General features: G+C 67.9%; 19 protein-coding genes and 2 pseudogenes. 13 read left to right on the top strand and 8 right to left on the bottom strand.

Annotated features, from left to right (window positions below):
- From BN3385_RS13840 to BN3385_RS13860, 5 genes are read left to right on the top strand one after another with little or no spacing between them, the layout of a single operon-like run.
- On the top strand, positions 1-1,413 hold the full coding sequence (locus BN3385_RS13840) for an ABC transporter substrate-binding protein (protein ID WP_059017299.1): 1,413 nt from the start codon (positions 1-3) through the stop codon (positions 1,411-1,413).
- Positions 1,410-2,312, top strand: a complete 903-nt coding sequence (locus BN3385_RS13845) for a carbohydrate ABC transporter permease (protein WP_059017300.1) — start codon at positions 1,410-1,412, stop codon at positions 2,310-2,312. The genes BN3385_RS13840 and BN3385_RS13845 overlap by 4 nt, the downstream gene beginning before the upstream one ends.
- Positions 2,312-3,148 carry a carbohydrate ABC transporter permease gene (locus BN3385_RS13850; protein ID WP_059017301.1) on the top strand — a complete coding sequence of 279 codons (837 nt, stop codon included), beginning with the start codon at positions 2,312-2,314 and terminating at the stop codon, positions 3,146-3,148. Before BN3385_RS13845 ends, BN3385_RS13850 begins: the two co-directional genes overlap by 1 nt.
- 2 nt (positions 3,149-3,150) lie before the next feature.
- A complete protein-coding gene (locus BN3385_RS13855) occupies positions 3,151-4,323 on the top strand; it encodes an ABC transporter ATP-binding protein (protein ID WP_059017302.1) in 1,173 nt (390 codons plus the stop codon).
- Complete coding sequence (locus BN3385_RS13860; protein ID WP_059017303.1) at positions 4,324-4,920, top strand: suppressor of fused domain protein; 597 nt, start codon at positions 4,324-4,326, stop codon at positions 4,918-4,920.
- Positions 4,921-4,996: 76 nt separating this feature from the next.
- Here BN3385_RS13860 and corA read toward each other — a convergent pair whose 3' ends face one another.
- Positions 4,997-6,100, bottom strand: a complete 1,104-nt coding sequence (gene corA, locus BN3385_RS13865) for a magnesium/cobalt transporter CorA (RefSeq protein ID WP_059017304.1) — start codon at positions 6,098-6,100, stop codon at positions 4,997-4,999.
- A 135-nt stretch (positions 6,101-6,235) separates the two neighbouring features.
- Between corA and BN3385_RS13870 the strand changes: the two genes are divergently transcribed.
- Together BN3385_RS13870 and BN3385_RS13875 are read left to right on the top strand one after the other, a co-directional pair.
- Positions 6,236-7,408: an NAD(P)-dependent malic enzyme gene (locus tag BN3385_RS13870; protein WP_059017305.1), complete on the top strand. Its 1,173-nt coding sequence runs from the start codon at positions 6,236-6,238 to the stop codon at positions 7,406-7,408.
- Positions 7,405-8,354: pseudogene (locus BN3385_RS13875) on the top strand (glycine betaine ABC transporter substrate-binding protein). Before BN3385_RS13870 ends, BN3385_RS13875 begins: the two are co-directional and overlap by 4 nt.
- Here the strand turns inward: BN3385_RS13875 and BN3385_RS13880 are convergent.
- Positions 8,351-9,181, bottom strand: a complete 831-nt coding sequence (locus BN3385_RS13880; RefSeq protein WP_059017306.1) for an SDR family NAD(P)-dependent oxidoreductase — start codon at positions 9,179-9,181, stop codon at positions 8,351-8,353. The pseudogene BN3385_RS13875 and the gene BN3385_RS13880 sit on opposite strands and share 4 nt — an antisense overlap.
- Positions 9,182-9,279: 98 nt before the next feature.
- On the opposite strand from BN3385_RS13880, the gene BN3385_RS13885 reads away from it, so the two are divergent.
- Complete coding sequence (locus BN3385_RS13885; RefSeq protein WP_059017307.1) at positions 9,280-9,654, top strand: DUF732 domain-containing protein; 375 nt, start codon at positions 9,280-9,282, stop codon at positions 9,652-9,654.
- A 103-nt stretch (positions 9,655-9,757) separates the two neighbouring features.
- Here BN3385_RS13885 and BN3385_RS13890 read toward each other — a convergent pair whose 3' ends face one another.
- Positions 9,758-13,480 (bottom strand): multifunctional oxoglutarate decarboxylase/oxoglutarate dehydrogenase thiamine pyrophosphate-binding subunit/dihydrolipoyllysine-residue succinyltransferase subunit, encoded by a 3,723-nt coding sequence (locus BN3385_RS13890; RefSeq protein WP_059017308.1) that lies wholly within the window; start codon positions 13,478-13,480, stop codon positions 9,758-9,760.
- Between the two features lie 190 nt (positions 13,481-13,670).
- Positions 13,671-14,513 carry a hypothetical protein gene (locus BN3385_RS13895; protein ID WP_059017309.1) on the bottom strand — a complete coding sequence of 281 codons (843 nt, stop codon included), beginning with the start codon at positions 14,511-14,513 and terminating at the stop codon, positions 13,671-13,673.
- 141 nt (positions 14,514-14,654) lie between these two features.
- Here BN3385_RS13895 and BN3385_RS13900 point away from each other — a divergent pair, with 141 nt between their 5' ends.
- Entirely contained in the window at positions 14,655-15,887 is a 1,233-nt protein-coding gene (locus BN3385_RS13900; RefSeq protein WP_059021937.1) for a multidrug effflux MFS transporter, read from the top strand.
- A gap of 85 nt (positions 15,888-15,972) precedes the next feature.
- Here the strand turns inward: BN3385_RS13900 and BN3385_RS13905 are convergent, their stop codons facing one another.
- Together BN3385_RS13905 and BN3385_RS28970 are read right to left on the bottom strand one after the other, a co-directional pair.
- A complete protein-coding gene (locus tag BN3385_RS13905; RefSeq protein WP_059017310.1) occupies positions 15,973-17,064 on the bottom strand; it encodes an Rv2629 family ribosome hibernation factor in 1,092 nt (363 codons plus the stop codon).
- 169 nt (positions 17,065-17,233) lie between these two features.
- Positions 17,234-17,440: a hypothetical protein gene (locus tag BN3385_RS28970; protein WP_231748898.1), complete on the bottom strand. Its 207-nt coding sequence runs from the start codon at positions 17,438-17,440 to the stop codon at positions 17,234-17,236.
- Between BN3385_RS28970 and BN3385_RS13910 the strand changes: the two are divergent.
- From BN3385_RS13910 to BN3385_RS13925, 4 genes and pseudogenes are all read left to right on the top strand, one after another.
- A pseudogene (locus BN3385_RS13910) lies at positions 17,373-19,218 on the top strand (MFS transporter). The gene BN3385_RS28970 and the pseudogene BN3385_RS13910 overlap by 68 nt on opposite strands.
- 134 nt (positions 19,219-19,352) lie before the next feature.
- Entirely contained in the window at positions 19,353-20,642 is a 1,290-nt protein-coding gene (locus BN3385_RS13915) for a TolB-like translocation protein (RefSeq protein ID WP_197415213.1), read from the top strand.
- The gene (locus BN3385_RS13920) at positions 20,639-21,322 is read left to right on the top strand and encodes an esterase (RefSeq protein WP_059017311.1); all 684 of its coding nucleotides are present in this window, start codon (positions 20,639-20,641) and stop codon (positions 21,320-21,322) included. Before BN3385_RS13915 ends, BN3385_RS13920 begins: the two co-directional genes overlap by 4 nt.
- Before the next feature lie 77 nt (positions 21,323-21,399).
- Positions 21,400-22,230, top strand: coding sequence for an SDR family oxidoreductase (locus BN3385_RS13925; RefSeq protein WP_197415214.1), 831 nt, complete (start codon positions 21,400-21,402; stop codon positions 22,228-22,230).
- 9 nt (positions 22,231-22,239) lie between these two features.
- On the opposite strand, the gene BN3385_RS13930 is transcribed toward BN3385_RS13925, so the two are convergent.
- Positions 22,240-22,788, bottom strand: a complete 549-nt coding sequence (locus BN3385_RS13930; protein WP_059017313.1) for a hypothetical protein — start codon at positions 22,786-22,788, stop codon at positions 22,240-22,242.
- A gap of 42 nt (positions 22,789-22,830) precedes the next feature.
- Positions 22,831-23,618, bottom strand: a 788-nt coding sequence (locus tag BN3385_RS13935) for an alpha/beta hydrolase (protein WP_156432917.1), incomplete at its 5' end; no start/stop codon positions are given.

The following is a 23,618-nucleotide window of genomic DNA, read 5'->3' on the forward strand; positions in this document are numbered from 1 at the left end:
GTGGCAAGCCCTGGCGCGCGCGCTCGGCGGGTGGGCGCCGCTGCGGTAGCCGCATTGACCACCGCCTCGCTGGTATCGGCCTGTGGTTCTGGTGACAACGGCCGGGTGGTCAGCCTGTACACCCCGGCCAGCGAGACCGCGACCTTCACCGCAGTAGCCAAACGGTGCAACGAAGAACTCGGCGGCCGCTTCCGCATCGAGCAGCGCAGCCTGCCCAAGGGTGCTGACGACCAGCGTCTGCAGTTGGCCCGCCGGCTCACCGGCAACGACCGCACCCTGGACCTGATGGCCCTCGACGTGGTGTGGACCGCGGAGTTCGCCGAAGCCGGCTGGGCGCTGCCGCTCTCGGACGACCCGGCAGGCCAGGCCGAGGCCGACGCGAGCGCCGATACCTTGCCCGGACCGCTGGAGACGGCCAAGTGGCAGGGCAAGCTCTATGCCGCGCCGGTCACCACGAACACCCAATTGCTCTGGTATCGAGCCGATCTGGTCGCGCCGCCGCCGGACACCTGGGACGGCATGATCGCCGAGGCCACCCGGCTGCACGCCGAGGGTAAGCCGAGCTGGATCGCCGTGCAGGCCAAGCAGTACGAAGGCTTGGTGGTGTGGTTCAACACGCTGCTGGAAAGTGCTGGGGGACAGGTTCTTTCCGATGACGGCAAGCAGGTCACGCTGACCGACACCCCGGAACACCGGGCGGCGACGGTCAAGGCGCTGCAGATCATCAAGTCGGTCGCCACCGCGCCCGGGGCCGACCCGTCGGTGACGCAGACCGACGAGGGCACCGCGCGGCTGGCCCTCGAGCAGGGCAAGGCGGCGCTGGAGGTCAACTGGCCCTTCGTGTTCGCCTCGATGCTGGAGAACGCGGTGAAGGGTGGGGTGCCCTTCCTGCCGCTCAACGACAAGCCGGAACTGGCGGGCAGCATCAACGACGCGGGCACGTTCTCGCCGACCGACGATCAGTTCACCATCGCATTCGACGCCGCCAAAGAGGTGTTCGGCTTCGCGCCCTATCCGGGTGTGATCGCCGGTCAGCCGACCCGGGTGACGCTGGGCGGACTGAACATCGCGGTGGCCAAGACCACGCGGCATCCGGCCGAGGCGTTCGAGGCGATCCGCTGCATCCGCAACCTGGAGAACCAGAGGTACACCTCGATCGAGGGCGGCCTGCCCGCGGTGCGCACGTCGCTGTACTCCGATCCGGACTTCCAGAAGAAGTACCCGCAGTACGCGATCATCCGCGACCAGCTCACCACCGCGGCGGTGCGCCCGGCCACGCCGAACTATCAGGCGGTCTCGACGCGGATCTCGGCCACGCTGGCCCCGATCACCCAGATCGACCCGGAGAAGACGGCCGACGAACTCACCGACCAGGTGCAAAAGGCCATCGACGGAAAGGGTTTGATCCCGTGACCGCCGCCGTCAACACCCGCAGTGATGACAAGCGATCGCAGCGCCGGCTGGCCTATCTACTGATCGCCCCCGCGGTCATCCTGATGCTGGCCGTCACCGCGTATCCGATCATCTACGCGTTCTGGCTCAGCCTGCAGCGCTACAACCTGGCCAGCCCTGCCGACACGAAGTTCATCGGGTTCGAGAACTACGCCACTATCCTGACCGACCGGTATTGGTGGACGGCGTTCGTCATCACGCTGGTGATCACGGTGATCTCGGTGGCCATCGAGTTCGTGCTCGGCATGGCGCTGGCGCTGGTCATGCACCGCACGATCTTCGCCAAGGGTGTGGTGCGCACCGCGATCCTGATCCCGTACGGCATCGTCACCGTCGCCGCCTCTTACAGCTGGTACTACGCCTGGACGCCGGGCACCGGATACCTGGCCAACCTGCTGCCTGACGGCAGTGCCCCTCTGACACAACAGATTCCGTCGTTGGCCGTCATCATCCTGGCCGAGGTGTGGAAGACCACGCCGTTCATGGCGCTGCTGCTGCTGGCCGGGTTGGCGCTGGTGCCCGAGGATCTGATGCGCGCCGCCCAGGTCGACGGTGCCGGGCCGTGGAAGCGGCTGATCAAGGTCACCCTGCCGCTGATCAAGCCGGCCATCCTGGTGGCGCTGCTGTTCCGCACGCTCGATGCGTTCCGCATCTTCGACAACATCTACGTGCTCACCGGTGGTTCCAATGACACTGGTTCGGTGTCGATCCTGGGCTACGACAACCTTTTCAAGGCGTTCAACATCGGGCTCGGGTCGGCGATCAGTGTGCTGGTGTTCCTGTCGGTGGCCGTCATTGCGTTCATCTACATCAAGCTGTTCGGCGCGTCGGCGCCCGGCGCGGACAATGAGGTGCGCTGATGTCCGAGCGAGTTGGCGCGCGGCGGGCCACGATGTGGGCCGTCATCGACATCCTGGTGGTCCTCTACGCGCTGTTCCCGGTGCTGTGGATCCTGAGCCTGTCGCTCAAGCCGACCTCATCGGTCAAGGACGGCAAGCTGATTCCCTCGGAGATCACCTTCGACAACTACAAGGGCATCTTCACCGGGGATGCGTTCTCCTCGGCGCTGATCAACTCGATCGGCATCGGGCTGATCACCACGGTCATCGCCGTCGTGGTCGGCGGGATGGCGGCCTACGCGGTGGCCCGGCTGGAGTTCGCGGGCAAGAAGCTGCTCGTCGGCGCCGCCCTGCTGATCGCGATGTTCCCCCAGATCTCGCTCGTCACACCGCTGTTCAACATCGAACGGCGGATCGGGCTGTTCGACACCTGGCCGGGCCTGATCATTCCCTACATCACCTTCGCGCTGCCGCTGGCCATCTATACGCTGTCGGCCTTCTTCCGGGAGATCCCGTGGGATCTGGAGAAGGCCGCCAAGATGGACGGCGCAACCCCGGCCCAGGCATTCCGCCGGGTGATCGCACCGCTGGCCGCGCCGGGCATCGTCACCGCCGCCATCCTGGTGTTCATCTTCGCCTGGAACGACCTGCTGCTGGCGCTGTCGCTGACGGCCACGAAGGCCGCGATCACCGCACCGGTGGCGATCGCGAACTTCACCGGCAGTTCGCAATTCGAGGAGCCCACGGGGTCGATCGCCGCCGGGGCCATGGTGATCACGATCCCGATCATCGTGTTTGTTCTGATCTTCCAACGACGGATAGTCGCCGGGCTGACCTCCGGTGCGGTGAAGGGGTAGGGATGGCTGAGATCGTCCTGGACCGGGTGACCAAGAGTTACCCCGACGGTTCGGTAGCCGTGAAGGACCTGAGCCTGACGATCGCCGACGGCGAGTTCGTGATCCTGGTCGGCCCGTCAGGCTGCGGAAAGTCCACCACGCTCAACATGATCGCCGGCCTGGAGGACATCAGCTCCGGCGAGCTGCGCATCGGCGGTGAGCGGGTCAACGAGAAGGCGCCGCGCGACCGCGACATCGCGATGGTGTTCCAGTCCTACGCGCTCTACCCGCATATGACGGTGCGGCAGAACATCGCATTCCCGCTGACGCTGGCCAAGCTGAAGAAGGACGAGATCGCGCGCAAGGTCGACGAGACCGCGAAAATCCTTGACCTGAGCGAGTTCCTGGACCGCAAGCCCGCCCAGCTTTCCGGTGGTCAGCGTCAGCGGGTTGCGATGGGTCGCGCGATCGTGCGCAACCCCAAGGCATTCCTGATGGATGAGCCGCTGAGTAACCTCGATGCCAAGCTGCGGGTGCAGATGCGCGGCGAGATCGCCCGGCTGCAGAATCGGCTGGGCACCACGACCGTCTACGTCACTCACGATCAGACCGAGGCGATGACCTTGGGCGATCGGGTCGTGGTGCTGCGCGCTGGCGAAGCACAGCAGATCGGCACCCCGCAGGAGCTCTACGACACCCCGGCCAACCTGTTCGTCGCCGGGTTCATCGGGTCACCGGCCATGAACTTCTTCCCGGCCACCCTCACCGAAGTGGGGGTGCGACTGCCGTTCGGTGAAGTGACGCTGGCGCCGGAGGTCTTCGATGTGGTGCACAGCCATCCCACGCCGGGCAGTGTGATCGTCGGCGTGCGGCCCGAGCACATCGAGGACGCCGCGCTGATCGACGCCTACGAGCGGATCCGGGCGTTGACCTTCGAGACCACGGTCGACCTGGTCGAATCGCTCGGCGCTGACAAGTACGTGTACTTCGCCACCTCCGGCGACGGCGCCCGATCAGCCCAGCTGGCCGAGCTGGCCGCCGAGTCCGGTGCCGGCGAAAACGAGTTCGTGGCACGGCTTTCCGCTGAATCCAAAGCTGCCGCCGGTCAGACCATCGAGCTGGCGCTGGACACCACCAAGTTGCACATCTTCGATGCCGACAGCGGCGTCAACCTCACCGTCGCGCCCCGGGCATAAGTGAGCTCACCGCTGGGGCAGGTCCGCGAGCATCTTCGCGGGCATTTCGCCGGTGCCGGGCTGGATGCCGAACCCGACGCGGCCAGTGTCACCTTTCTAGGTGTCGAGCGCATGGAGATCCTGCGGTTCGGGCCCAGCCCCGACGGGGTGGCCCACTATGTGTCGCTGGGGTGTTCACGGCATCCGATGACCGACCCGTCGGATTTAGCCGCCGACCCGGTGCGCGGCCCGCGGGCCGAGGTCGTCATGAGCCTACGGGTCACCGCGCCGACGCCGGGTCTGGCCCGCAGCCTGGCGGTGGTGGCCGCGACACCGGCCGTCGAAGGTGTGGTGCTTATCCCTGATGCGTTGATCGATCTGTCTGGGCCGCTGTGGGATTCGGCGCCGTTCACCGCCGTGCTGCTGGGCCCCTCCGATATTGCGGACCTGCTGTTGGCCGCACCGATGGACCCGGTGGGGTTCCTGTCGGCGGTGCCGATCACCGCCACCGAGGCGGCGTGGGTTCGGCTCAAGGGCGCGCAGGCGTTGCGGCAGGCCTGGGCCGACGACGGGGTCGACGTGCTGGATCCCCGACGGCGAGCGTCCGCACCCAGCTAGTCCGGCGCCGACCGTCACACCAGCGTGACGCCCGCCGTGCACCGTCACTCCAGGGTGACGTTCGGCGGAAAACGAGCTAGAGCCAGTGGTTGCGACGGAAGTTGCGGTACAGGAAGCTGCAGATTCCGACCATCACCAGCACAACCAGCGGATAGCCCCACTGCCAATGCAATTCGGGCATGTTGTCGAAGTTCATCCCGTAAATGCCGGCGATCATCGTCGGCACCGCGGCCATCGCCGCCCACGCGGTGATTTTGCGCATGTCAGTGTTCTGCTGCATACCGACCTTCGCCAATGCGGCCTGCACCAGGGACGACAGCATCTCGTCGTAGCTGGCGATCCGGTCGGCGGCCTGGGTCTGATGGTCGAGGACGTCACGCATGTAGCGCAACAGTTCCTTCGTCATCAGGTCCTTGTAGTCGGTGTTGAACCGTGCCAGCGCCACCGTGAGAGGCGAGACGGCCCTTCGTAATTCGACGACCTCGCGCTTGAGCATGTAGATCGGCTCGATGTCGGTCTTGGTCAGCGGGGAGAACGTGTCGGACTCGATGGCGTCGATATCGCATTCCATCAGCGCGCTGACGTCGCGGTAGGTGTCCACCACGTGGTCGGCGATCGCGTGCATCACCCCGTAGGGACCCAGTGCCAGCTGCTGGTGCTCCTCTTCGAGCCGCCGGCGCAGCCCGGCCAGGCCGGTGTGGTCACCGTGGCGCACGGTCACCACGAAGTCGCTGCCGACGAACACCATGATCTCGCCGGTCTCGACGATCTCGCGGGCCAGCGCCACCGACTCGTGCGGGACGTAGATGACGGTCTTGAGGACCAGGAACAGGGTGTCGTCGTAGCGCTCGACCTTGGGTCGCTGGTGGGCGTGCACAGCGTCCTCGACGGCCAGCGGGTGCAGTCCGAAGACTTCGGCCACCGATTGCATCTGGAACTCGTCGGGTTCGTGCAAACCGATCCAGACGAACGCCTTGACGCCCTCGGCCTCCAATTCGCGCACCCGCTCCAGGGCGGCGGCATGGGTGTACTTGCCGGGCAGCCGTTCGCCGTTGACGTAGATCGCGCAGTCGACGGTGGCCCGCGCGACCGGGACGTGGATGCGTTTGGCGTCGACCTCCGCGGGCCGGGGCCGATTGACCCCCAGCAGTGAGGGCGGACGAGCGCGGAACGTCGCCATATCGGACCTCCCCTCGGGCGCGGTGCGGGCCGAATGGACCCGACCGGAAATGCTACGCGCCGGTAGCTCTGCGGGCGCCCCTGCAAGAGTCTCAACCTGATTCTTCTGCGCTGATTGGGCGAGTACCCTGACGCCGTGACCGAAACGGTGCCTAACTCCCGCCTCGCCATCGACGACGAGGAAATCTTTGCCGCCCACGTCGGCGGCAAGCTGTCCGTCGAGCTGAAGTCGCCCCTGGATACCCAGCGTGCGCTTTCGATCGCCTACACCCCGGGCGTCGCCCAGGTCAGCCGGGCCATCGCGGCCGACCACACGCTGGCCGCCCGCTACACCTGGGCCAATCGCCTGGTCGCTGTGATCAGCGACGGCACCGCGGTGCTGGGCCTCGGCGACATCGGCCCGGCCGCCTCCCTGCCGGTGATGGAGGGCAAGGCCGCGCTGTTCAAGACCTTCGGCGGCCTGGACTCCATCCCGATCGTGCTGGACACCAAGGACCCTGACGAGATCGTCGAAACCGTGATCCGGCTGCGCCCGACGTTCGGCGCGGTCAACCTCGAGGACATCTCGGCGCCGCGTTGCTTCGAGATCGAACGGCGGCTGATCGAGGCGCTGGACTGCCCCGTCATGCACGACGACCAGCACGGTACGGCCATCGTGGTGCTGGCCGCGCTGATGGGGGCCGCCAAGGTGCTCGATCGCGACATGACCACCCTGAAGGTGGTGATCTCCGGGGCCGGGGCCGCCGGCATCGCGTGCGCGAACATTCTGCTCGCCAGCGGCGTGAGCCACATTACGGTGCTCGATTCGCAGGGCATCGTGCACAGCGGGCGTGACGACCTCAACCCGTTCAAGGCTGAACTGGCGTCGCGGACCAACCCCGCTGGGCTGTCCGGCGGCATGGTCGAGGCGCTGGCCGGTGCCGACGTCTTCATGGGTGTCTCCGCCGGCGTGGTGCCCGAGGAACTGATCGCGACGATGGCGCCTCGCGGCATCGTGTTCGCGATGTCGAACCCGGATCCCGAGATCCATCCCGAGGTGGCCAAGAAGTACGCCGCCGTCGTGGCGACCGGGCGCAGCGACTTCCCGAACCAGATCAACAACGTGCTGGCCTTCCCCGGGGTGTTCCGCGGAGCGCTCGATGCCGGCGCCCGCCGTATCACCGAGAAGATGAAAGTGGCTGCCGCCCAAGCCATCTTCTCCGTGGTTGGCGACGACCTGGCGCCGGACTACATCGTGCCCAGCCCGCTGGATCCGCGCGTCGGTCCCGCGGTCGCTCAGGCGGTGGGTGCGGCGTCGGAAACGGATTGAGCGCAGCGTTCTTTCGCCGGCTGGCCTGGGTGCTGCTGGCGTTGACGCTCGCCGCCTGCGGCACCGCCCCGCCTGCGCCGTCGCTGGCAGTGGGTACTACCGCCGATCCGCACACCACACTGCTGGCCCAGCTGTACGCCGCGGCCTTGCGTTCCTACGGAACCACCGGATACGTCAAGACCCTCGATGATCCGTTGGCGGCGTTGGATTCCGGTGACGTGAGCGTCGTGCCCGGGTTCAGCGGACGGCTGCTGCAGGCCTTCGACCCGGGGTCGGCGGCGCGCTCGGATACCCAGGTCTACCGGGCGATGATCGGTGCACTGCCCGAAGGTGTGGCCGCCGGTGACTACGCCACCTCGGCCGAGGACAAGCCGGCACTGGCCGTCACCGACGCCACAGCCGCGAAGTGGGGCAGTCGCGACCTGACCGCACTGGTGCAGCACTGCGCAGGGCTGACCCTGGGGGCGGTGGCCGGGGTGCGCGGGCTGCCGGGCGCAGTCGGCACCTGCACGCTGCCGCCACCGCGCGAATTCCCGGACGCCGCAGCGTTGTTCGACGCGCTGCGTAAGGGGACGATCGCGGCTGCCTGGGCGCAGTCGGCACCTGCACGCTGCCGCCACCGCGCGAATTCCCGGACGCCGCAGCGTTGTTCGACGCGCTGCGTAAGGGGACGATCGCGGCTGCCTGGACGGGCACCGCCGATGCCGGGGTACCCAGCGACGTCGCGGTGCTCGCCGATCGAAAACCGGTGCTGATCCAGGCGGAGAACGTGGTGCCGCTGTACCGGCGCAACGAACTCGACCAGCAGCAGTTGCGCGCCATCAACGAACTGGCCGGGGTGCTCGACACCGGGTCACTGGTGGATATGCGCCGCCAGGTCGCCGAGGGTGCCGACCCCCGCACGGTGGCCGAGAGCTGGCTCTCGGCGCATCCGCTGGGTCGTTAGCGCATCGGCGGTGACAGCCGCGGCAGCACCGAGGAGAACAGCCGCTGGTAGCCCGAGCCGGTGATCCGCACGATCGCGTCGAGGATCTTGGCGTCGGTGCCGACGAGAACGCGGGCCCGGTTCTTGCGGACGCCGTCGAGGATGATCTGGGCGGCGCGCTCCGGTGTGGTGCGGGCCAGCTTCTGGTCGAACGCCTGGGCCAGCTCGGCCACATCGAGTCCTTCGGCGGCGGTGGCGTTGCGCGCGATCGCGGTCTTGATGCCGCCGGGGTGCACGGTGGTCACCTTCACCGGGTGCTTGGCCAGCAACATCTCCTGACGCAGCGCCTCTGTGAAACCGCGCACCGCGAACTTCGCCGAGTTGTAGGCCGCCTGGCCGGGCACCGAGAACAGCCCGAAGATGCTGGAGATGTTGATGACGTGGCCGTCACCGGACTCGATCAGGTAGGGCAGGAACACCTTGGTGCCGTTGACCACGCCCCAGAAGTCGACGTCCATCACCCGTTCGATGTCCTTGAACTGGCTGATCTCGACGTCACCGGAGAACGCGATGCCGGCGTTGTTGTAGATCTGGTTGACCTTGCCGAAGTGGGCCTTCACGTCGTCGGCGTAGGCGCTGAACGCCTCGCGTTCGGTCACGTTGAGGCGGTCGGCCTTGACCTTGACGCCGATGGCCTTCAAACGCTCCTCGGTGACTGCCAGACCTTCGGTGTCGATATCGCTGATCGCGACGCTGGCACCCGATCGGCCCAGCTCAATGGCCAGTGCCTGGCCGATGCCCGACCCGGCCCCCGTCACGACCGCGACTTTCCCGGCGAACCCCTGCATGAGCGCTCCTCTTGTTTGACGTGTGTCGAACGGGGCCCACGTTAGCCGGTAGCCGGACCGCGGGTAACGCCGGGCTGCCGATAGGCGATGCTGTAAACATGACGTTCCGCCGTATGACGACCGCCGGGCTGGCCGCCGGCCTGCTCGCCGGTGCTGCGGCGTTCGCCGCGCCCGCGCACGCCGACACCACCACGGACGATTTCCTCGGTGCGCTCAGCGCCGCCGGTATCGACAACATCGATCCCGGGCAGGCCGTCGAACTGGGTCAGTCGATCTGCCCGCTACTGGCGCAGCGCAGCCAGAACACCGCCGACATCGCCTCCACCGTCGCCGATCAGCTGGGTCGCCCGCTGGGCCCGGCCACCATGTTCACCGGTATCGCGGTGTCGTTCTTCTGCCCGCGCGCGGTGCAGGACCTGGCCAACGGCCAGTCGCCCATCCCACTGCCGTTCCTGAACAACCTCGGCTTCTAGGGCGCTGAGCCGCGCCTAGCCCGCCGCGAGTGTGCGTTCCCATACGCCGCCCGCGGCGTGTTGCGGATGAAATCGCACACTCGCGGGCGGCGCGAGAAGCAAGCTAGCCGAACGCCTCGTCGAGGATCTCCTGCTGCTCGACGGCATGCACCTTCGACGAACCCGACGACGGCGCCGACATCGCGCGCCGCGAGATCCGCTTGATCCCGGTCAGCTTGTCCGGCAACAACTCCGGCAGATGCAGACCGAACGACGGCCACGCGCCCTGGTTGGCCGGCTCCTCCTGCACCCAGAAGAACTCGCTCGCGTTCGGGTAGGAGTCCAAGGTGTTGGACAGCCGCCGCTTGGGCAGCGGTGCGAGCTGCTCGACGCGCACGATCGCGACGTCCTCGCGCTTGTCCTTCTCCTTGCGCGCGGCCAGCTCGTAGTAGATCTTGCCGCTGGTCAACAGGACTCGGGTGACCTTGCTGCGGTCGCCGTCGCCGTCGGTGTAGGTCGGCTCCTCCAGGATGGAGCGGAACTTCTGCTCGGTGAAGTCGCGGATATCGCTGACCGCAGCCTTGTTGCGCAGCATCGACTTCGGTGTGAACACGATCAGCGGGCGGTGTACGCCGTCCAGACCGTGCCGGCGCAGCAGGTGGAAGTAGTTCGCCGGGGTCGACGGCATCGCGATCGTCATCGAACCCTCGGCCCACAGCTGCAGGAACCGCTCGATCCGGCCCGAGGTGTGGTCGGGACCCTGGCCCTCGTGACCGTGCGGTAGAAGCAGCACCACATCGGAGAGCTGGCCCCACTTGGCCTCACCGGAGCTGATGAACTCGTCGATGATCGACTGCGCGCCGTTGACGAAGTCGCCGAACTGCGCCTCCCATAACACCAGTGCGTCCGGATTGCCCACGGAATAGCCGTATTCGAAGCCGACGGCCGCATACTCCGAGAGCGCCGAGTCATACACCAGGAACCGGCCGCCGGTGGGGGTGCCGTCCGGGTTGATCGTCAGCAGATCCAGCGGGGTGAACTCCTCGCCGGTCTTGCGGTCGATCACCACGGCATGGCGCTGGGTGAAGGTGCCGCGGCGGGTGTCCTGACCGGACATCCGGATCAGCTTGCCCTCGGCCAGGAAGGTGCCGAGCGCCAGCAGCTCGCCGAACGCCCAGTCCACCTTGCCCTCGTAGGCCATCTCGCGGCGCTTCTCCAGCACCGGCTTGACCCGGGGATGCACTGAAAACCCTTCGGGGAAGGCCAGATGCGCATCGCCGATGCGGGCCAGCAGCGCCTTGTCCACAGCGGTGGTCATCCCGCGCGGGATCATCTGGTCGGCTTCCACCGACTCGCTGGGCTCGACCTCGACCTTCTCCAGCTCGCGGACTTCGTTGAACACCCGCTCCAGCTGGCCCTGGTAGTCACGCAGCGCGTCCTCGGCCTCTTTCATCGAGATGTCGCCGCGGCCGATCAGGGCTTCGGTGTAGGTCTTGCGGACACCGCGCTTGGTGTCGATGACGTCGTACATGTAGGGCTGGGTCATCGACGGGTCATCGCCCTCGTTGTGCCCGCGGCGGCGGTAGCACAGCATGTCGATGACGACGTCCTTCTTGAACTTCTGCCGGAAGTCCACCGCCAGCCGCGACACCCACACGCAGGCTTCCGGATCATCGCCGTTGACGTGGAAGATCGGAGCGCCAATCATTTTCGCGACGTCGGTGCAGTATTCGCTGGACCGCGAGTCGTGCGGCGAGGTGGTGAAGCCGATCTGGTTGTTGACGATGATGTGGATCGTGCCGCCGGTGCGGTACCCGCGCAGCAGCGCCAGGTTCAGGGTTTCGGCTACCACACCCTGCCCGGCGAACGCGGCGTCACCGTGCAGCATCAGTGGCATGACGGTGAACTCGCGGGACGCCTCGGCGTCGGGGGAGCCTTCCTCCTCCAGCAGGTCCTGCTTGGCGCGTACCAGACCCTCGAGCACCGGGTCGACGGCCTCCAGATGCGACGGGTTGGCGGTCAACGAGACCTGAATGTCGTTGTCGCCGAACATCTGGATGTAGTTGCCGGTGGCGCCGAGGTGGTACTTGACGTCACCGGAGCCGTGCGCCTGCGACGGGTTCAGGTTGCCCTCGAACTCGCTGAAGATCTGCGAGTAGGGCTTGCCGACGATGTTGGCCAGCACGTTGAGCCGGCCGCGGTGCGGCATGCCGATGACGACCTCGTCGAGGGCGTGCTCGGCCGCCTGGTCGATCACCGCGTCCATCATCGGGATGACGGTTTCCGCACCTTCCAGCGAGAAGCGCTTCTGCCCAACGTATTTGGTCTGCAGGAAGGTCTCGAACGCCTCGGCGGCGTTCAGCTTGCTCAGGATGTACTTCTGCTGGGCCACCGTCGGCTTGTCGTGCTTGACCTCGATGCGCTCCTGCAGCCACTTCTGCTGCTCGGGTTCGAGGATGTGGGTGTACTCCACCCCGATGTGCCGGCAGTATGCGTCGCGCAGCAGGCCGAGCACGTCGCGCAGCTTCTTGGTTTCCTTACCGGCGAAACCCTCCACTTTGAAGACCCGGTCGAGGTCCCACAGCGTCAGGCCGTGGGTGTTGACGTCGAGATCGGGGTGGCTGCGGAAGCGGGTCTTGTCCAGCCGCAGCGGGTCGATGTCGGCCATCAGGTGACCGCGGTTGCGGTAGGCGGCGATCAGCTCGATGACGCGGGCGTTCTTGTCGACGATCGAATCCGGGTTGTCGGTGCGCCAGCGCACCGGCTCGTAGGGGATGCCGAGTTCGAAGAAGATCTCGTCGTAGAAGTCGTCGGACAGCAGCAGTTCGTGGATGGTGCGCAGGAAGTCACCGGACTCCGCGCCCTGGATGATGCGGTGGTCGTAGGTCGACGTCAGCGTGATCAGCTTGCCGATACCCAGTTCGGCGATGCGCTCCTCGCTGGCCCCCTGGAACTCGGCGGGGTACTCCATCGCACCGGCGCCGATGATCGCGCCCTGACCCGACATCAGCCGGGGCACCGAGTGCACGGTGCCGATGGTGCCCGGGTTGGTCAGCGAGATCGTCACACCCGAGAAGTCCTCGGCGGTGAGCTTTCCGTCGCGGGCGCGCCGCACGATGTCCTCGTAGGCGGCGATGAACTGGCCGAAGCGCATGGTCTCGCAGCCCTTGATGGCGGCGACCACCAGCGAGCGCTTTCCGTCCTTGCCCTGCAGGTCGATGGCCAGGCCGAGATTGGTGTGGGCGGGGGTGACGCTGTTCGGCTTGCCGTCGATCTCGGCGTAGTGCCGGTTCATGTTCGGGAACTTCTTGACCGCCTGCACGATCGCGTAGCCGAGCAGGTGGGTGAAGGACACCTTGCCGCCGCGGGTGCGCTTGAGGTGGTTGTTGACCACGATCCGGTTGTCGATCATCAACTTCGCCGGGATGGCCCGCACGCTGGTGGCGGTCGGGATCTCCAGCGAGGTGTTCATGTTCTTGACGACCGCGGCTGCGGCACCGCGCAGCACCTGCGTCTCGTCGTCGGCGGCCACTGCGACCGGAGCCGCCTTGGCTGCGGCCGGCTTCTCCGGGGCCTTGGCAGCGGGCGCCGGCGCAGCAGCGGGAGCGGGCTTGGGTGCCGGGGCCGGCGGGGGAGCCGGAGCGGGTTCGGCGGGCGCGACCGGCGCGGCTGAGGCGACCGGGGCGGGCTTACCGTTGCCGGCGGCCTCGGTCGTGGGCTCCGGGTTGTAGTCGACGAGGAACTCATGCCAACTCGGATCGACCGAGGAGGGGTCGTCGCGGAACTTGCGGTACATCTCCTCGACCAGCCACTCGTTCTGGCCGAATGGTGAACTCGTACTGCTCACGGCAGTTACTCGCCTCGATTCGTGTCGTCCGGGCAAGCCGTGCTCGACGGTTTGCCCCACTGGTGTGCCCGACTCATCGCCGCCGCCCTAAAGGCTAACGCTTATCCCGCGTTCCCGAAGCACGTCAGGGTCACGGTCGGACGTGGTGCGATAACCGGTGCGACGTCGTCGGCGAACGGTTACCTTGCCGCTACCTTTCGTCTGCCACCGCGGGCAGCAGGTGCAGCATCACCGGCCACCGCGCTGGGGCCGGACCGAACGCCGCGCGGGCGTTGGAAATGATCTTCTTGCCCATCAGCCGGTTGCCGCCGCCGCCTACTGCGGCGCCGATGCCGACCGGCAGCATTTTGCCCAGCGCCATGGCGCTGCGCTTGATGGTGAACCGCTTCACGAAGTAGCGCATCAGTCGGGTGTTGAGCTGCGACACCAACGGCAGCGGCAGCATCTCAGCACCCTCGGCCAGCCACGCGCCGTTGGTGCGGCCGGGGCCGACGAGGTCGGCGATCGCGCCCTTGCTGTCGTCGCCCACGAGGACGGCCAGCACCAGCGCGCGCCGGCGCTCCCGCTCCTCGAGCGGAATGCCGTACACCTCCGCGACAGCCAACACGAACACCGCGGTGGCTTCCAGGAACACCAGCGTCTCGCCGGCCACCGCCGACAGGGCCGCCAAGGTTCCCTCCGCGACAGCCAACACGAACACCGCGGTGGCTTCCAGGAACACCAGCGTCTCGCCGGCCACCGCCGACAGGGCCGCCAAGGTTCCGATGCCGGGGAATGCCGCAGCCGAGCCGACGGCGGCGCCGCTGGCCATCACGGCGGCCAGGTAGCGGTTCTCCAGTTTGGTGACGATCTCGGCCGGGCTGGCGTCCGGGTTCAGCCGGCGCAACCGGGCGACATAGGCCTTGACCGCGGGTGCCTGAACCCGGGTGCTGCGCTCCAGGATCTGCGAGAGCACCCGCGCCGACATGACCGGATCGTCATCGATCTGGGCCGGCAGGTTCTCCGGTGACGTGCCCCGTCGGCGGAGTTTCATGCGGGTGCCTTCCTCTGGGTGGCCTCACCACCAGGCTAACGAACGAGACGGCCTTCAACGTGCCCCGCAGTGATCCCCGTCACCGCGCGCCGGATACCCGCAGGAGGAACAAATATTTGGAAGGCGGCGCTGACGATGAGCATGGCAACATCCCCGGCAGTGACGACGACGCGAAACACGCCCACCGCCGAGACTGCGGCAGTGCCCAGCCGGACCCGGATGATCGTGATCCTGGGTGCGCTGGTGGCGCTCGGGCCGCTGACGATCGACATGTATCTGCCGGCGCTGCCGCGCATCGCCACCGAGCTCGGGGTGTCCTCGTCGGTGGCGCAGCTGACGCTCACCGGAACGCTGGCTGGCCTGGCGATCGGCCAGCTCGTCGTCGGCCCGCTGTCGGACTCGCTAGGCAGGCGCCGGCCGCTGATCGCCGGAATTTTGCTGCACATGGCGGCCTCGCTGGTCTGCCTGCTGGCGCCGAACATGACGGTGCTCGGTATCGCCCGCGGACTGCAGGGGATGGGCGCGGCCGCGGCCATGGTGGTCGCCGTCGCGGTGGTGGGTGAACTGTTCACCGATTCGGTGGCCGCCACGGTGATGTCCCGGCTGATGCTGGTGCTCGGCGTCGCGCCCGTGCTGGCCCCCTCGCTGGGTGCGGCGGTGCTGCTGCACGCCAGCTGGCACTGGGTGTTCGCGTCGCTGATCGTGCTGGCGGGGGGACTGCTGGCGATGGCCGCCGTGGCGCTGCCGGAGACGCTGCCGCCCTCGCACCGGCGTCCGCTGAAGCTGCGCTCGATCCTGGCCACCTACGGCGAACTGTTCCGCGATGCGCGCTTCCTCATCCTGGTGCTGGTCGGCGCGCTCGGGATGTCGGGTCTGTTCGCCTACATCTCGGCCGCACCGTTCGTGCTGCAGGGCCGTCACGGCTTGGATCAGCAGAGCTTCGCGCTGGTGTTCGGCGCGGGTGCGATCGCGCTGATTGCGGCCACCCAGTTCAACGTCGTACTGCTGCGCCGGTTCAGCCCGCAGCGCATCATGGTCACCGCTTTGGTCGCCGCGACGCTGGCCAGCGCGGTGTTCATCGCGCTGGCTGCCACCCACACCGGCGGGCTGCCGGGCTTCGTAGTGCCGGTGTGGACCGTGCTGGCGTTGCTCGGCTTCGTGATGCCGAACGCGCCCGCGGTCGCGCTGACCCGGCACCCCGACGCCGCGGGCACCGCCGCCGCGCTGCTGGGTGCCGCGCAGTTCACCACCGGCGCGGTGATCGCTCCGGTGGTCGGGCTGCTGGGCAATGACGAGGTGGCGCTGGCGGTGGTGATGACCGCGGGGATTTCGATTGCCCTGCTGGCGCTGCTGCTCGTCGGTGCCCAGGACTAGATCGCGAGTGGCCACTTGTGCCACGGATTTCCGCGGCGGTTTCATGCGCCAGATGCGTGACGCAAGTGGCCACTCGCGTCGGGGCTTACATCGCGTAGCGCAGCACCGCGGCCACCCCGTCGGCCGGGCTGAGCCGCTCATCGGTGCGCACCAGCGCGGCGCCGGTCGCCACCGCCAGCAGCGGCAGCGCCTCGTCGGCGCGCAGCGTCCGCTCGGGGGCGCCGCCGAGATCCGACAGGGTGTCGGCATCCGGGGCGATCATCGCCAGGTCGGTGTCGGCCACCACGGTGGCCTCGCCGACCTCGCCGATGATCAAGGTCTCCACCGCGCCGTCGCGCAGCGCCGCGGTCACCTCAGCCAGGCCCTCGACCGCCAGCCCGGTGCCGCGGCCGGCCGCGAACCGCTGGGCGGCGTCGTCGATGGTGGCCAGCCGCCGCTTGAGGAATTCCTGACCGATCTCGTGGTGCACCTCGGCCTGGTCGGTGCCCTCGGTGCGCCCGCCGCCCAGCAGTGCGACCGCGATGGCAGACACCCGCTCGGGCAGGGCTGCGACGAGTTCGGTGCGTGCGCCCACCTCGCCCTCGATGAACACCAGCTCGGCGCCGGTCTCGTCGACCAGGTGGGTGATGCGGTCGGCGACCGCACGGATATTGCGGCGCACCGCCTCCTCGACCTTGCCCTGCGCGGTGCCGTACTCGTGATGCTCGGCGGACTTGGCCTTGTGCACCGGGCGGTGATCGCCGTCGACGGTCTCGCTGCGGGTGGTGCCCGAGCGATGCACGGCGATGTCGGCGCCGGTGTGGTCGACGGCCACCAGCAGATAGGTGGTGTGCAGCAGACCGTGTTCGACGATCGGGATCAGATACGGCAATTCCGAGATTCGAAGCACGGTGCTGACCGGCGGCCGGATCAGGTGTTCATCGGTGACGACGGTGTCGCCGGCGGCGATGACGGCCCGGCCGCTGCGGCCCACCGGCGGGTGTGCGCCGCGTACCGCGGCGTCGATCGCCTCGATCACCGAGGTGTCCACAGACTGCTCCTCGAGGTGCTTACGCACATCGCGCAGCCGGGCATCGAGTTGGGCGGCGGCGTCCTGGGTGTCGTGCGAGTCGTCGAAGTAGATCGAGACGAACGGTCCCGTCGCCTCCAGCAGGGGGCGAAAACGGTCGGAAAGCATGGCTCCTCCTCAGCTGTATGTCGGTCCTGTGTCGGTTCTCCACGGGGACCTATTCCCCCGACAGCTGTCCGTTTTCAACCTACGCCCGGCCACCGCCGTGGCGGCAGGCACACGGCGGTCGATAGTCTCGAACCGGCACCGCAGTTGTTCTGCTGCATTGACGATGCCGTCAGCCAATGGCCCGATTCCGATGCGCGGAGCCGAAACGAGGTGTGGAGATGACCAGGAGCATGGCCGGCGAGGAGCCGGACGTGGACTTGGCCGATCCGCCGAACGCACCGGCGAATCCATGGCATGCGCTGTGGGCGATGATGGTCGGTTTCTTCATGATCCTGGTCGACTCGACGATCGTCGCGGTCGCCAATCCCAGCATCATGGATGCACTCGAGATCACCGACTACGACAGCGTCATCTGGGTGACCAGCTCCTACCTGCTGGCCTACGCGGTGCCACTGCTGCTGGCCGGCCGGCTCGGTGACCGGTACGGCCCCAAGTACCTCTATCTGACCGGGCTGGCGCTGTTCACGGTGTCCTCGCTGTGGTGCGGGCTGTCCGGGTCCATCGAGATGCTGATCGTCGCGCGCGCCGTGCAGGGGCTGGGCGCCGCGCTGCTCACCCCGCAGACGCTGTCGACGATCACCCGGATCTTCCCGGCCCAGCGCCGCGGCGTGGCGATGAGCGTGTGGGGCGCCACCGCCGGGGTGGCCACCCTGGTCGGCCCGCTCGCCGGTGGTGTGCTCGTCGACCACCTCGGCTGGGAGTGGATCTTCTTCGTCAACGTGCCGATCGGCATCATCGGCCTGGCGCTGGCGGTGTGGCTGGTGCCCACCCGTCGCACTGTCCGGGATCGGCATGTTCCTGGTGGTGTTCGGACTGCAGGAAGGGCAGAGCCATCATTGGGCGGCCTGGATCTGGGCCGTCATCGTCGCCGGGATCGGCTTCTTCGCGGCCTTCGTCTACTGGCAGTCGATCAACCGCAACGAACCGCTGATCCCGCTGGAGATCTTCGCCGACCGCGACTTCAGCCTGTCCAATCTCGGTGTCGCCGTGATCGGATTCGTGGTCACCGCCATGGTGCTGCCGGTGATGTTCTATGCCCAGGTGGTGTGCGGGCTGACGCCGACCCGGTCGGCACTGCTGGTGGCGCCGATGGCGGTGACCAGCGGCGTGCTGGCACCGTTCGTCGGGCGCATCGTGGACAGCACCCACCCGCGCTCGATCATCGGATTCGGGTTCTCGGTGCTGGCGATCGCCCTGACCTGGCTGTCCATCGAGATGGCACCGGCCACCCCGATCTGGCGACTGGTGCTTCCGCTGACGGCGATGGGTGTCGGCATGGCCTTCATCTGGGCGCCGCTGGCCACCACCGCGACCCGTAATCTGCCGCCGCGGCTGGCCGGGGCCGGGTCAGGTGTGTACAACGCCACCCGCCAGGTCGGCTCCGTGCTGGGCAGCGCCGGGATGGCCGCGCTGATGGCCGCGCGGATCAACGACGAGCTGCCCGCGGCGCCCGCCGACACCCCGGCCAGCGACCTGGCGGTGCTCAAGTTGCCGGCGTTCCTGCACCAGCCGTTCGCCGCCGCGCTGTCCCAATCGGTGCTGCTGCCTGCGTTCGTCGCGCTGTTCGGGATCATCGCGGCGTTGTTCATGATCGGCGGGCTGGGGCGTCGGGTCGAGGGGCCGAGCCTGGCCGGTGCCGACGAGATCACCGACCGGTTCCCCGCCTACTACGACGATGACGACTATCTGGAGTACGAGGTCGACCGGGAGCGCGTGTTCATCGGCGTGCCCGAAGTGGTCGACGACGAGACCGAGCAAATCGTGTGGCGGCGTCCGGAGCCTGAGCCGGTTGTCCCGGTCGTCGAGCCGATTGGCTTCGCCCACAACGGTTTCCACGTCGCCGAGGACCACTTCACCCCGCTGGATACGGTGCGCCCGACGTTCGCCGAGGTGTTCAGCGACGACGACGAACCGGCCACCATCGCCGAGGACTTCCCGCTGTGGACAGTGCCCGAGGTCAGCAGCAGCGAAGAATCCGAGCCCTTCTCTCGGCACCGGCTCAGTGACGAGGGCGAGCCACGGCGACCCCGGCACTACCGTGAGGATTCCGACGACGCCGAAAGCTACGGCCGCCACTCGATGCGCCGGGACTGACGAGTACGTCAATTTTGGGTTGCCCGGTCGGCTCTTGCCGTTAGCCTGACGCCAGCATTTCTGGGATCGGTAGCGCCACGGGCTGTCTTGACTGCTGGTCGCAAGGGTGCCAGGCCGACCGAAAGAGCGTCACCGTGAATCATCTCCACTACCTGCGAATCGGTGCCGCGGTGCTCGCGGCGGCCAGTATGGCGGCCTGTTCGTCGCCGACCACGCCGGGAAGCGCTACGACATCCGCATCCGCGACGAGCGCGTCGGCGTCCGGGACGTCCACCTCGGCGTCGGCCACTGCGACCGCCGCGGCCGACGGTTCGGTCAAAGATGTGCCGTGGGACAAAGTCGGGCCCGGCTGGATACTGGCGCAGTGGAGTGCGGCGACCCCGCACCGCCCCGGTGAGAAGCCGGAACCCGGCGAGCCGACTGCCGAAACCGCAGCCGCCACAGTGTATTTAGTCGATCCGTCCGCCAAACGCTATGCCATCACGACGCTGGAGCCCGGTAGCGGCCTCGAACTCGTCGACTGGTCGGGGGACGGTTCCCGCGCATTGTTCGCCACGCCCGGTGGGGGACCGACCTCCGCGCTGTTGGTCGACCTGCGCACCGGTGACCAGACGACGGTTCCGGTGTCGGGGTTCCCGCGCTTCACCCGCCCGGACGGCACCGCGCTGCTGGTGTGGACGTCGTTCAACGGCAAGCAGCCCGGCACCCTGAAACGGATTGATCTGCAAGGTAATACCCAGCAGGAGTATCCGACCGACGAACTCGGGGGAGCCGGCCCGTTCAACGGCGGATATCTGGAGTCGCCCGACGGCACGCAACTCGTCCTGGGCACCGCCAATCTCGGCAACGAGGTCGTGGCCCGCGCCGACAACAGCCTCGTCGTACTGGGCAACGACGGCACGGTGATCCGCACGTTGGCCGCCCCGATGCCGGCGGCCATGTGCCGTCCGGTCCGGTGGTGGACCCCGCAGACCGTGCTGGCGCACTGCACCGAAGAGAAGAGTTCAGCCAACCAGCTCTGGGAGGTACCGCTGGACGGCAGCGCACCCACCGCGCTGACCGCCGTCAACTCCGGCCAGCAGGACGACCCCGCGTTCGGTGGCGACCTCGGCGACGACGACGCCTGGAAACTGCCCAGCGGCACGTTCCTGCAGTCTCTGGGGGCGGGGTGCTCGCGCTTCCTGTCCCGGCTCAGCTCCGATGGCCATACCACTCGGGTGAAGGTGCCCAACGTGGCGCCCGGGGCCGTCGTGACCGGAGTGACCAACGGCCGGCTGGTGCTGCTCGATCAGGCGAACTGCGGTGGCACTACTGCGTTGGTGAGTTTCGACCCCGCGGCCAACACCTCGACCGTGCTGCTCGGGCCGCCGGTCAACGGCGGCTCGGTGAGCCAGGCGCTGCTGTATCCGGACGCGGGTTCGTGACCGTGCGCGGGCTTGCCGCCCTCGGTGCCATCGTGGCGGCCGCGATGATCGGCTGCCCTCCCGCGGCGGCCGCACCCGCGTGCGGCGACTTCGGCGCGACGCCGGACACCGGGCAGACGTGCCAGTTGCACACCGACGGCACCGGCTACACCGTCGACATCCGCTTTCCGGCCGATTACCCCGATTCGGCACCGCTGCTGAGTTACCTGGCCACCCAGCGCACGCAGTTCCTCGACTACGTCGCGTCCTTCCCGCCGGTGGACCGGCCCATGCCCTACGAACTGTCGATCACCAGCACGGTGTACCGCTCCGGTACGCCGGACGCCGGCACCGAGAGCGTGGTGGTGCGCGTGGGCCAGGACGTCGGAGCCCATCCGGTGTCGTCGGTGAGAACGTTCAGCTACGACCTCGGTGCGCAGCGGCCGATCACCTTCGACACGCTGTTCACCCCGGGATCCCAGCCGCTGGACATCATCTATCCGCTGGTGCGAAGGCAGTTCGAACAGACCATGGGGGGCCAGCCCGTCCGGGGCGGCCTGGATCCGGAGACGTATCAGAACTTCGCGATCACCGATGACGCCGTCGTCTTCTACTTCGACCAGGACCAGCTGTTCGGGCAGAACGAGGGTCCGCTGCAGGTGTCGGTACCGCGGGCGGACCTGGCTGCCGTGCTGGCCTGAGGACCCTGCCGGGCCACCCCGCCGGGTGAGGATTATGCTCGCTGAAAAAGAGAATGTAATTTTCAGCGAGGAGAATGATGGGCGAGAAGCACGCGCTGACCGACCGCACGCTGGTGGTCTCCGGCGGCAGCCGGGGGATCGGGCTGGCCATCGCCCTGGGTGCGGCCCGGCACGGGGCCAATGTGGTTCTGCTGGCCAAGACCGCCGAGCCGCACCCGAAACTGCCGGGCACCGTCTACACGGCGGCCGCCGATATCGAGGCCGCCGGCGGTAAGGCCGTGGCGGTGGTGGGGGACGTGCGCAGCGAGGAGGATGTCGCCCGCAGCGTGGCGACCGCCGTCGACCGGTTCGGCGGCGTGGACATCTGCATCAACAACGCCAGCGCCATCGCCACCGACCCCACCGAGTCGCTGTCGGCCAAGAAGTTCGATCTGATGCAGCAGATCAACATCCGCGGCACCTTCCTGCTGACCAAGGCCTGCCTGCCACACCTGCGCCGCTCGCCCAACGCGCACGTGGTGACGATCGCCCCGCCGCTGAACCTCAACCCGCACTGGCTCGGGGCCCATCCGGCCTACACACTGTCGAAGTACGGCATGACGCTGCTGTCGATGGGCTGGGCGGCCGAATATGCCGACACCGGAATCGGTTTCAGCTGCCTGTGGCCGGAGACCTACATCGCGACGTCGGCGGTGGCCAACTCGCCGGACTTCGAGGACGCCATCGCCTCCTCGCGCAGCCCGGAGATCATGGCCGACGCCGCGGTCGAGATCCTGACCTCGCCGGGTGCGGAGGTCAACGGGGCCTGCCTGATCGACTCCGATGTGCTGCGCGCCGCCGGCGTCGAGGACCTGTCCCGCTACGGTGGCGGGGACAGCCCGATCGTCGACATCTTCGTCGACCGCTGAGGGCGGCGCTCAGCCGACCGGCAGCAGGTCGGGGTAGTCGGTACGGGCCAGGCGGCCGTGGCTGAAGAACACCTCGAATGGGGTGACCGCCGCGACGGGTGCGCCAGCGGCCGCCAGCGCCTGAGCCTTGAAAACCTGTGCCGCTGAACTCAATTCGTGCCGGACGGCCGCGCCGCGGCTGCCCAGCGCGGGAATCCAGGCATCGCCCCATAGCGTGACCTCGCTGCGTACGGACCGCAGGGCCGTGCCCACCGCGTCGCGTACCCGGTCGTCGGTTCTGCACAGCGGTCCGGCCACGGCCAGTGCGCGGGTGGCCGGTCGGTCGTCGCACAGCGACGCGGCGGTCGCGGTGCGCACCCCGAGGATGCGCAGCGCTGCCGGATTGGCGCCGTCGGGCAGGGCGACCGTGACGTCCCAGCCCGACATCACCCGGTCGAACAGCCAGCCGCCCGCGCAGGCGACCACATCGGCGATGTTGGTGCCGAGGACGTCGAGTTCATAGCGGGCAAGGCGTGGTGCCCGCTGGCTTCGGGTGGCGATGTCGTCAGTGTCGAGCACGCCACCAGCGTGACATTCGAACGTCATTCTGTAAAGGTCGGGCTAGGAGAAAAATCGCCGCAGCGCGCCGGCCTGCATCTCGAGCAGGTCATCGCTGACCGACCACTGCGGGCACAGTGAGTCGAACCCGTGGCAGGTGCCGCCGAAGACGTGGACGTCGGTGTGCACTCCGGCACGCATCAGCTCGCGGGCATAGTCCAGGGCCTCGTCGCGCAGCGGGTCCAACTCGGAGCAGGTGATGAATGTGCTTGCCACACCGCTTAATCGGTGACTTCGGGCCGGTACCGCCTCAGCCGTCGGCGTCTGATCTCCGAGGTAGTACCGCCACATCCAGGCCACCGCCTCGCCGTCGAAACCAGGGGTGGTGAGGAACTCCGCCTTGGCCGCGGTGGGCCGGTCGTCGAGCACCGGTTGATGCAGCAGGGTGCCGACGATCGAAGGGACGACGTGCCCGGCTGAGCGCTGGGCCAGCGTCGCGGCCAATGCCCCGCCCGCGCTGTTGCCCGCCACGGCTAGCCGGTCGCGGTCCAGGCCGAGAGTCTCGGCGGCCGACCACGCCCACCGCAGGATGGCGACGGCATCGTCGAGCGCGCCCGGATACGGGTGCTCCGGGGCCAACCGGTAATCGACACTGAGCACTGTGCACTCGCCGCGGCGCGCAAGCTCCACGCACTGGCGGTGGTCGGTGTCGAGGTTGCCCAGCACGAACGCCCCGGAGTGGCAGTAGATCACCGCCGGTGCCGGTGGCGCAGCGCCGCGGTAGACCCGGACGGGCACCGGCGGTCCGTCGGCACGCTCGACGGTCACGTCGCTGATTTGCACGCCGCGGG

The sequence above is a fragment of the Mycobacterium sp. M26 genome (assembly GCF_001494595.1).
Classification (GTDB): Bacteria; Actinomycetota; Actinomycetes; order Mycobacteriales; family Mycobacteriaceae; genus Mycobacterium.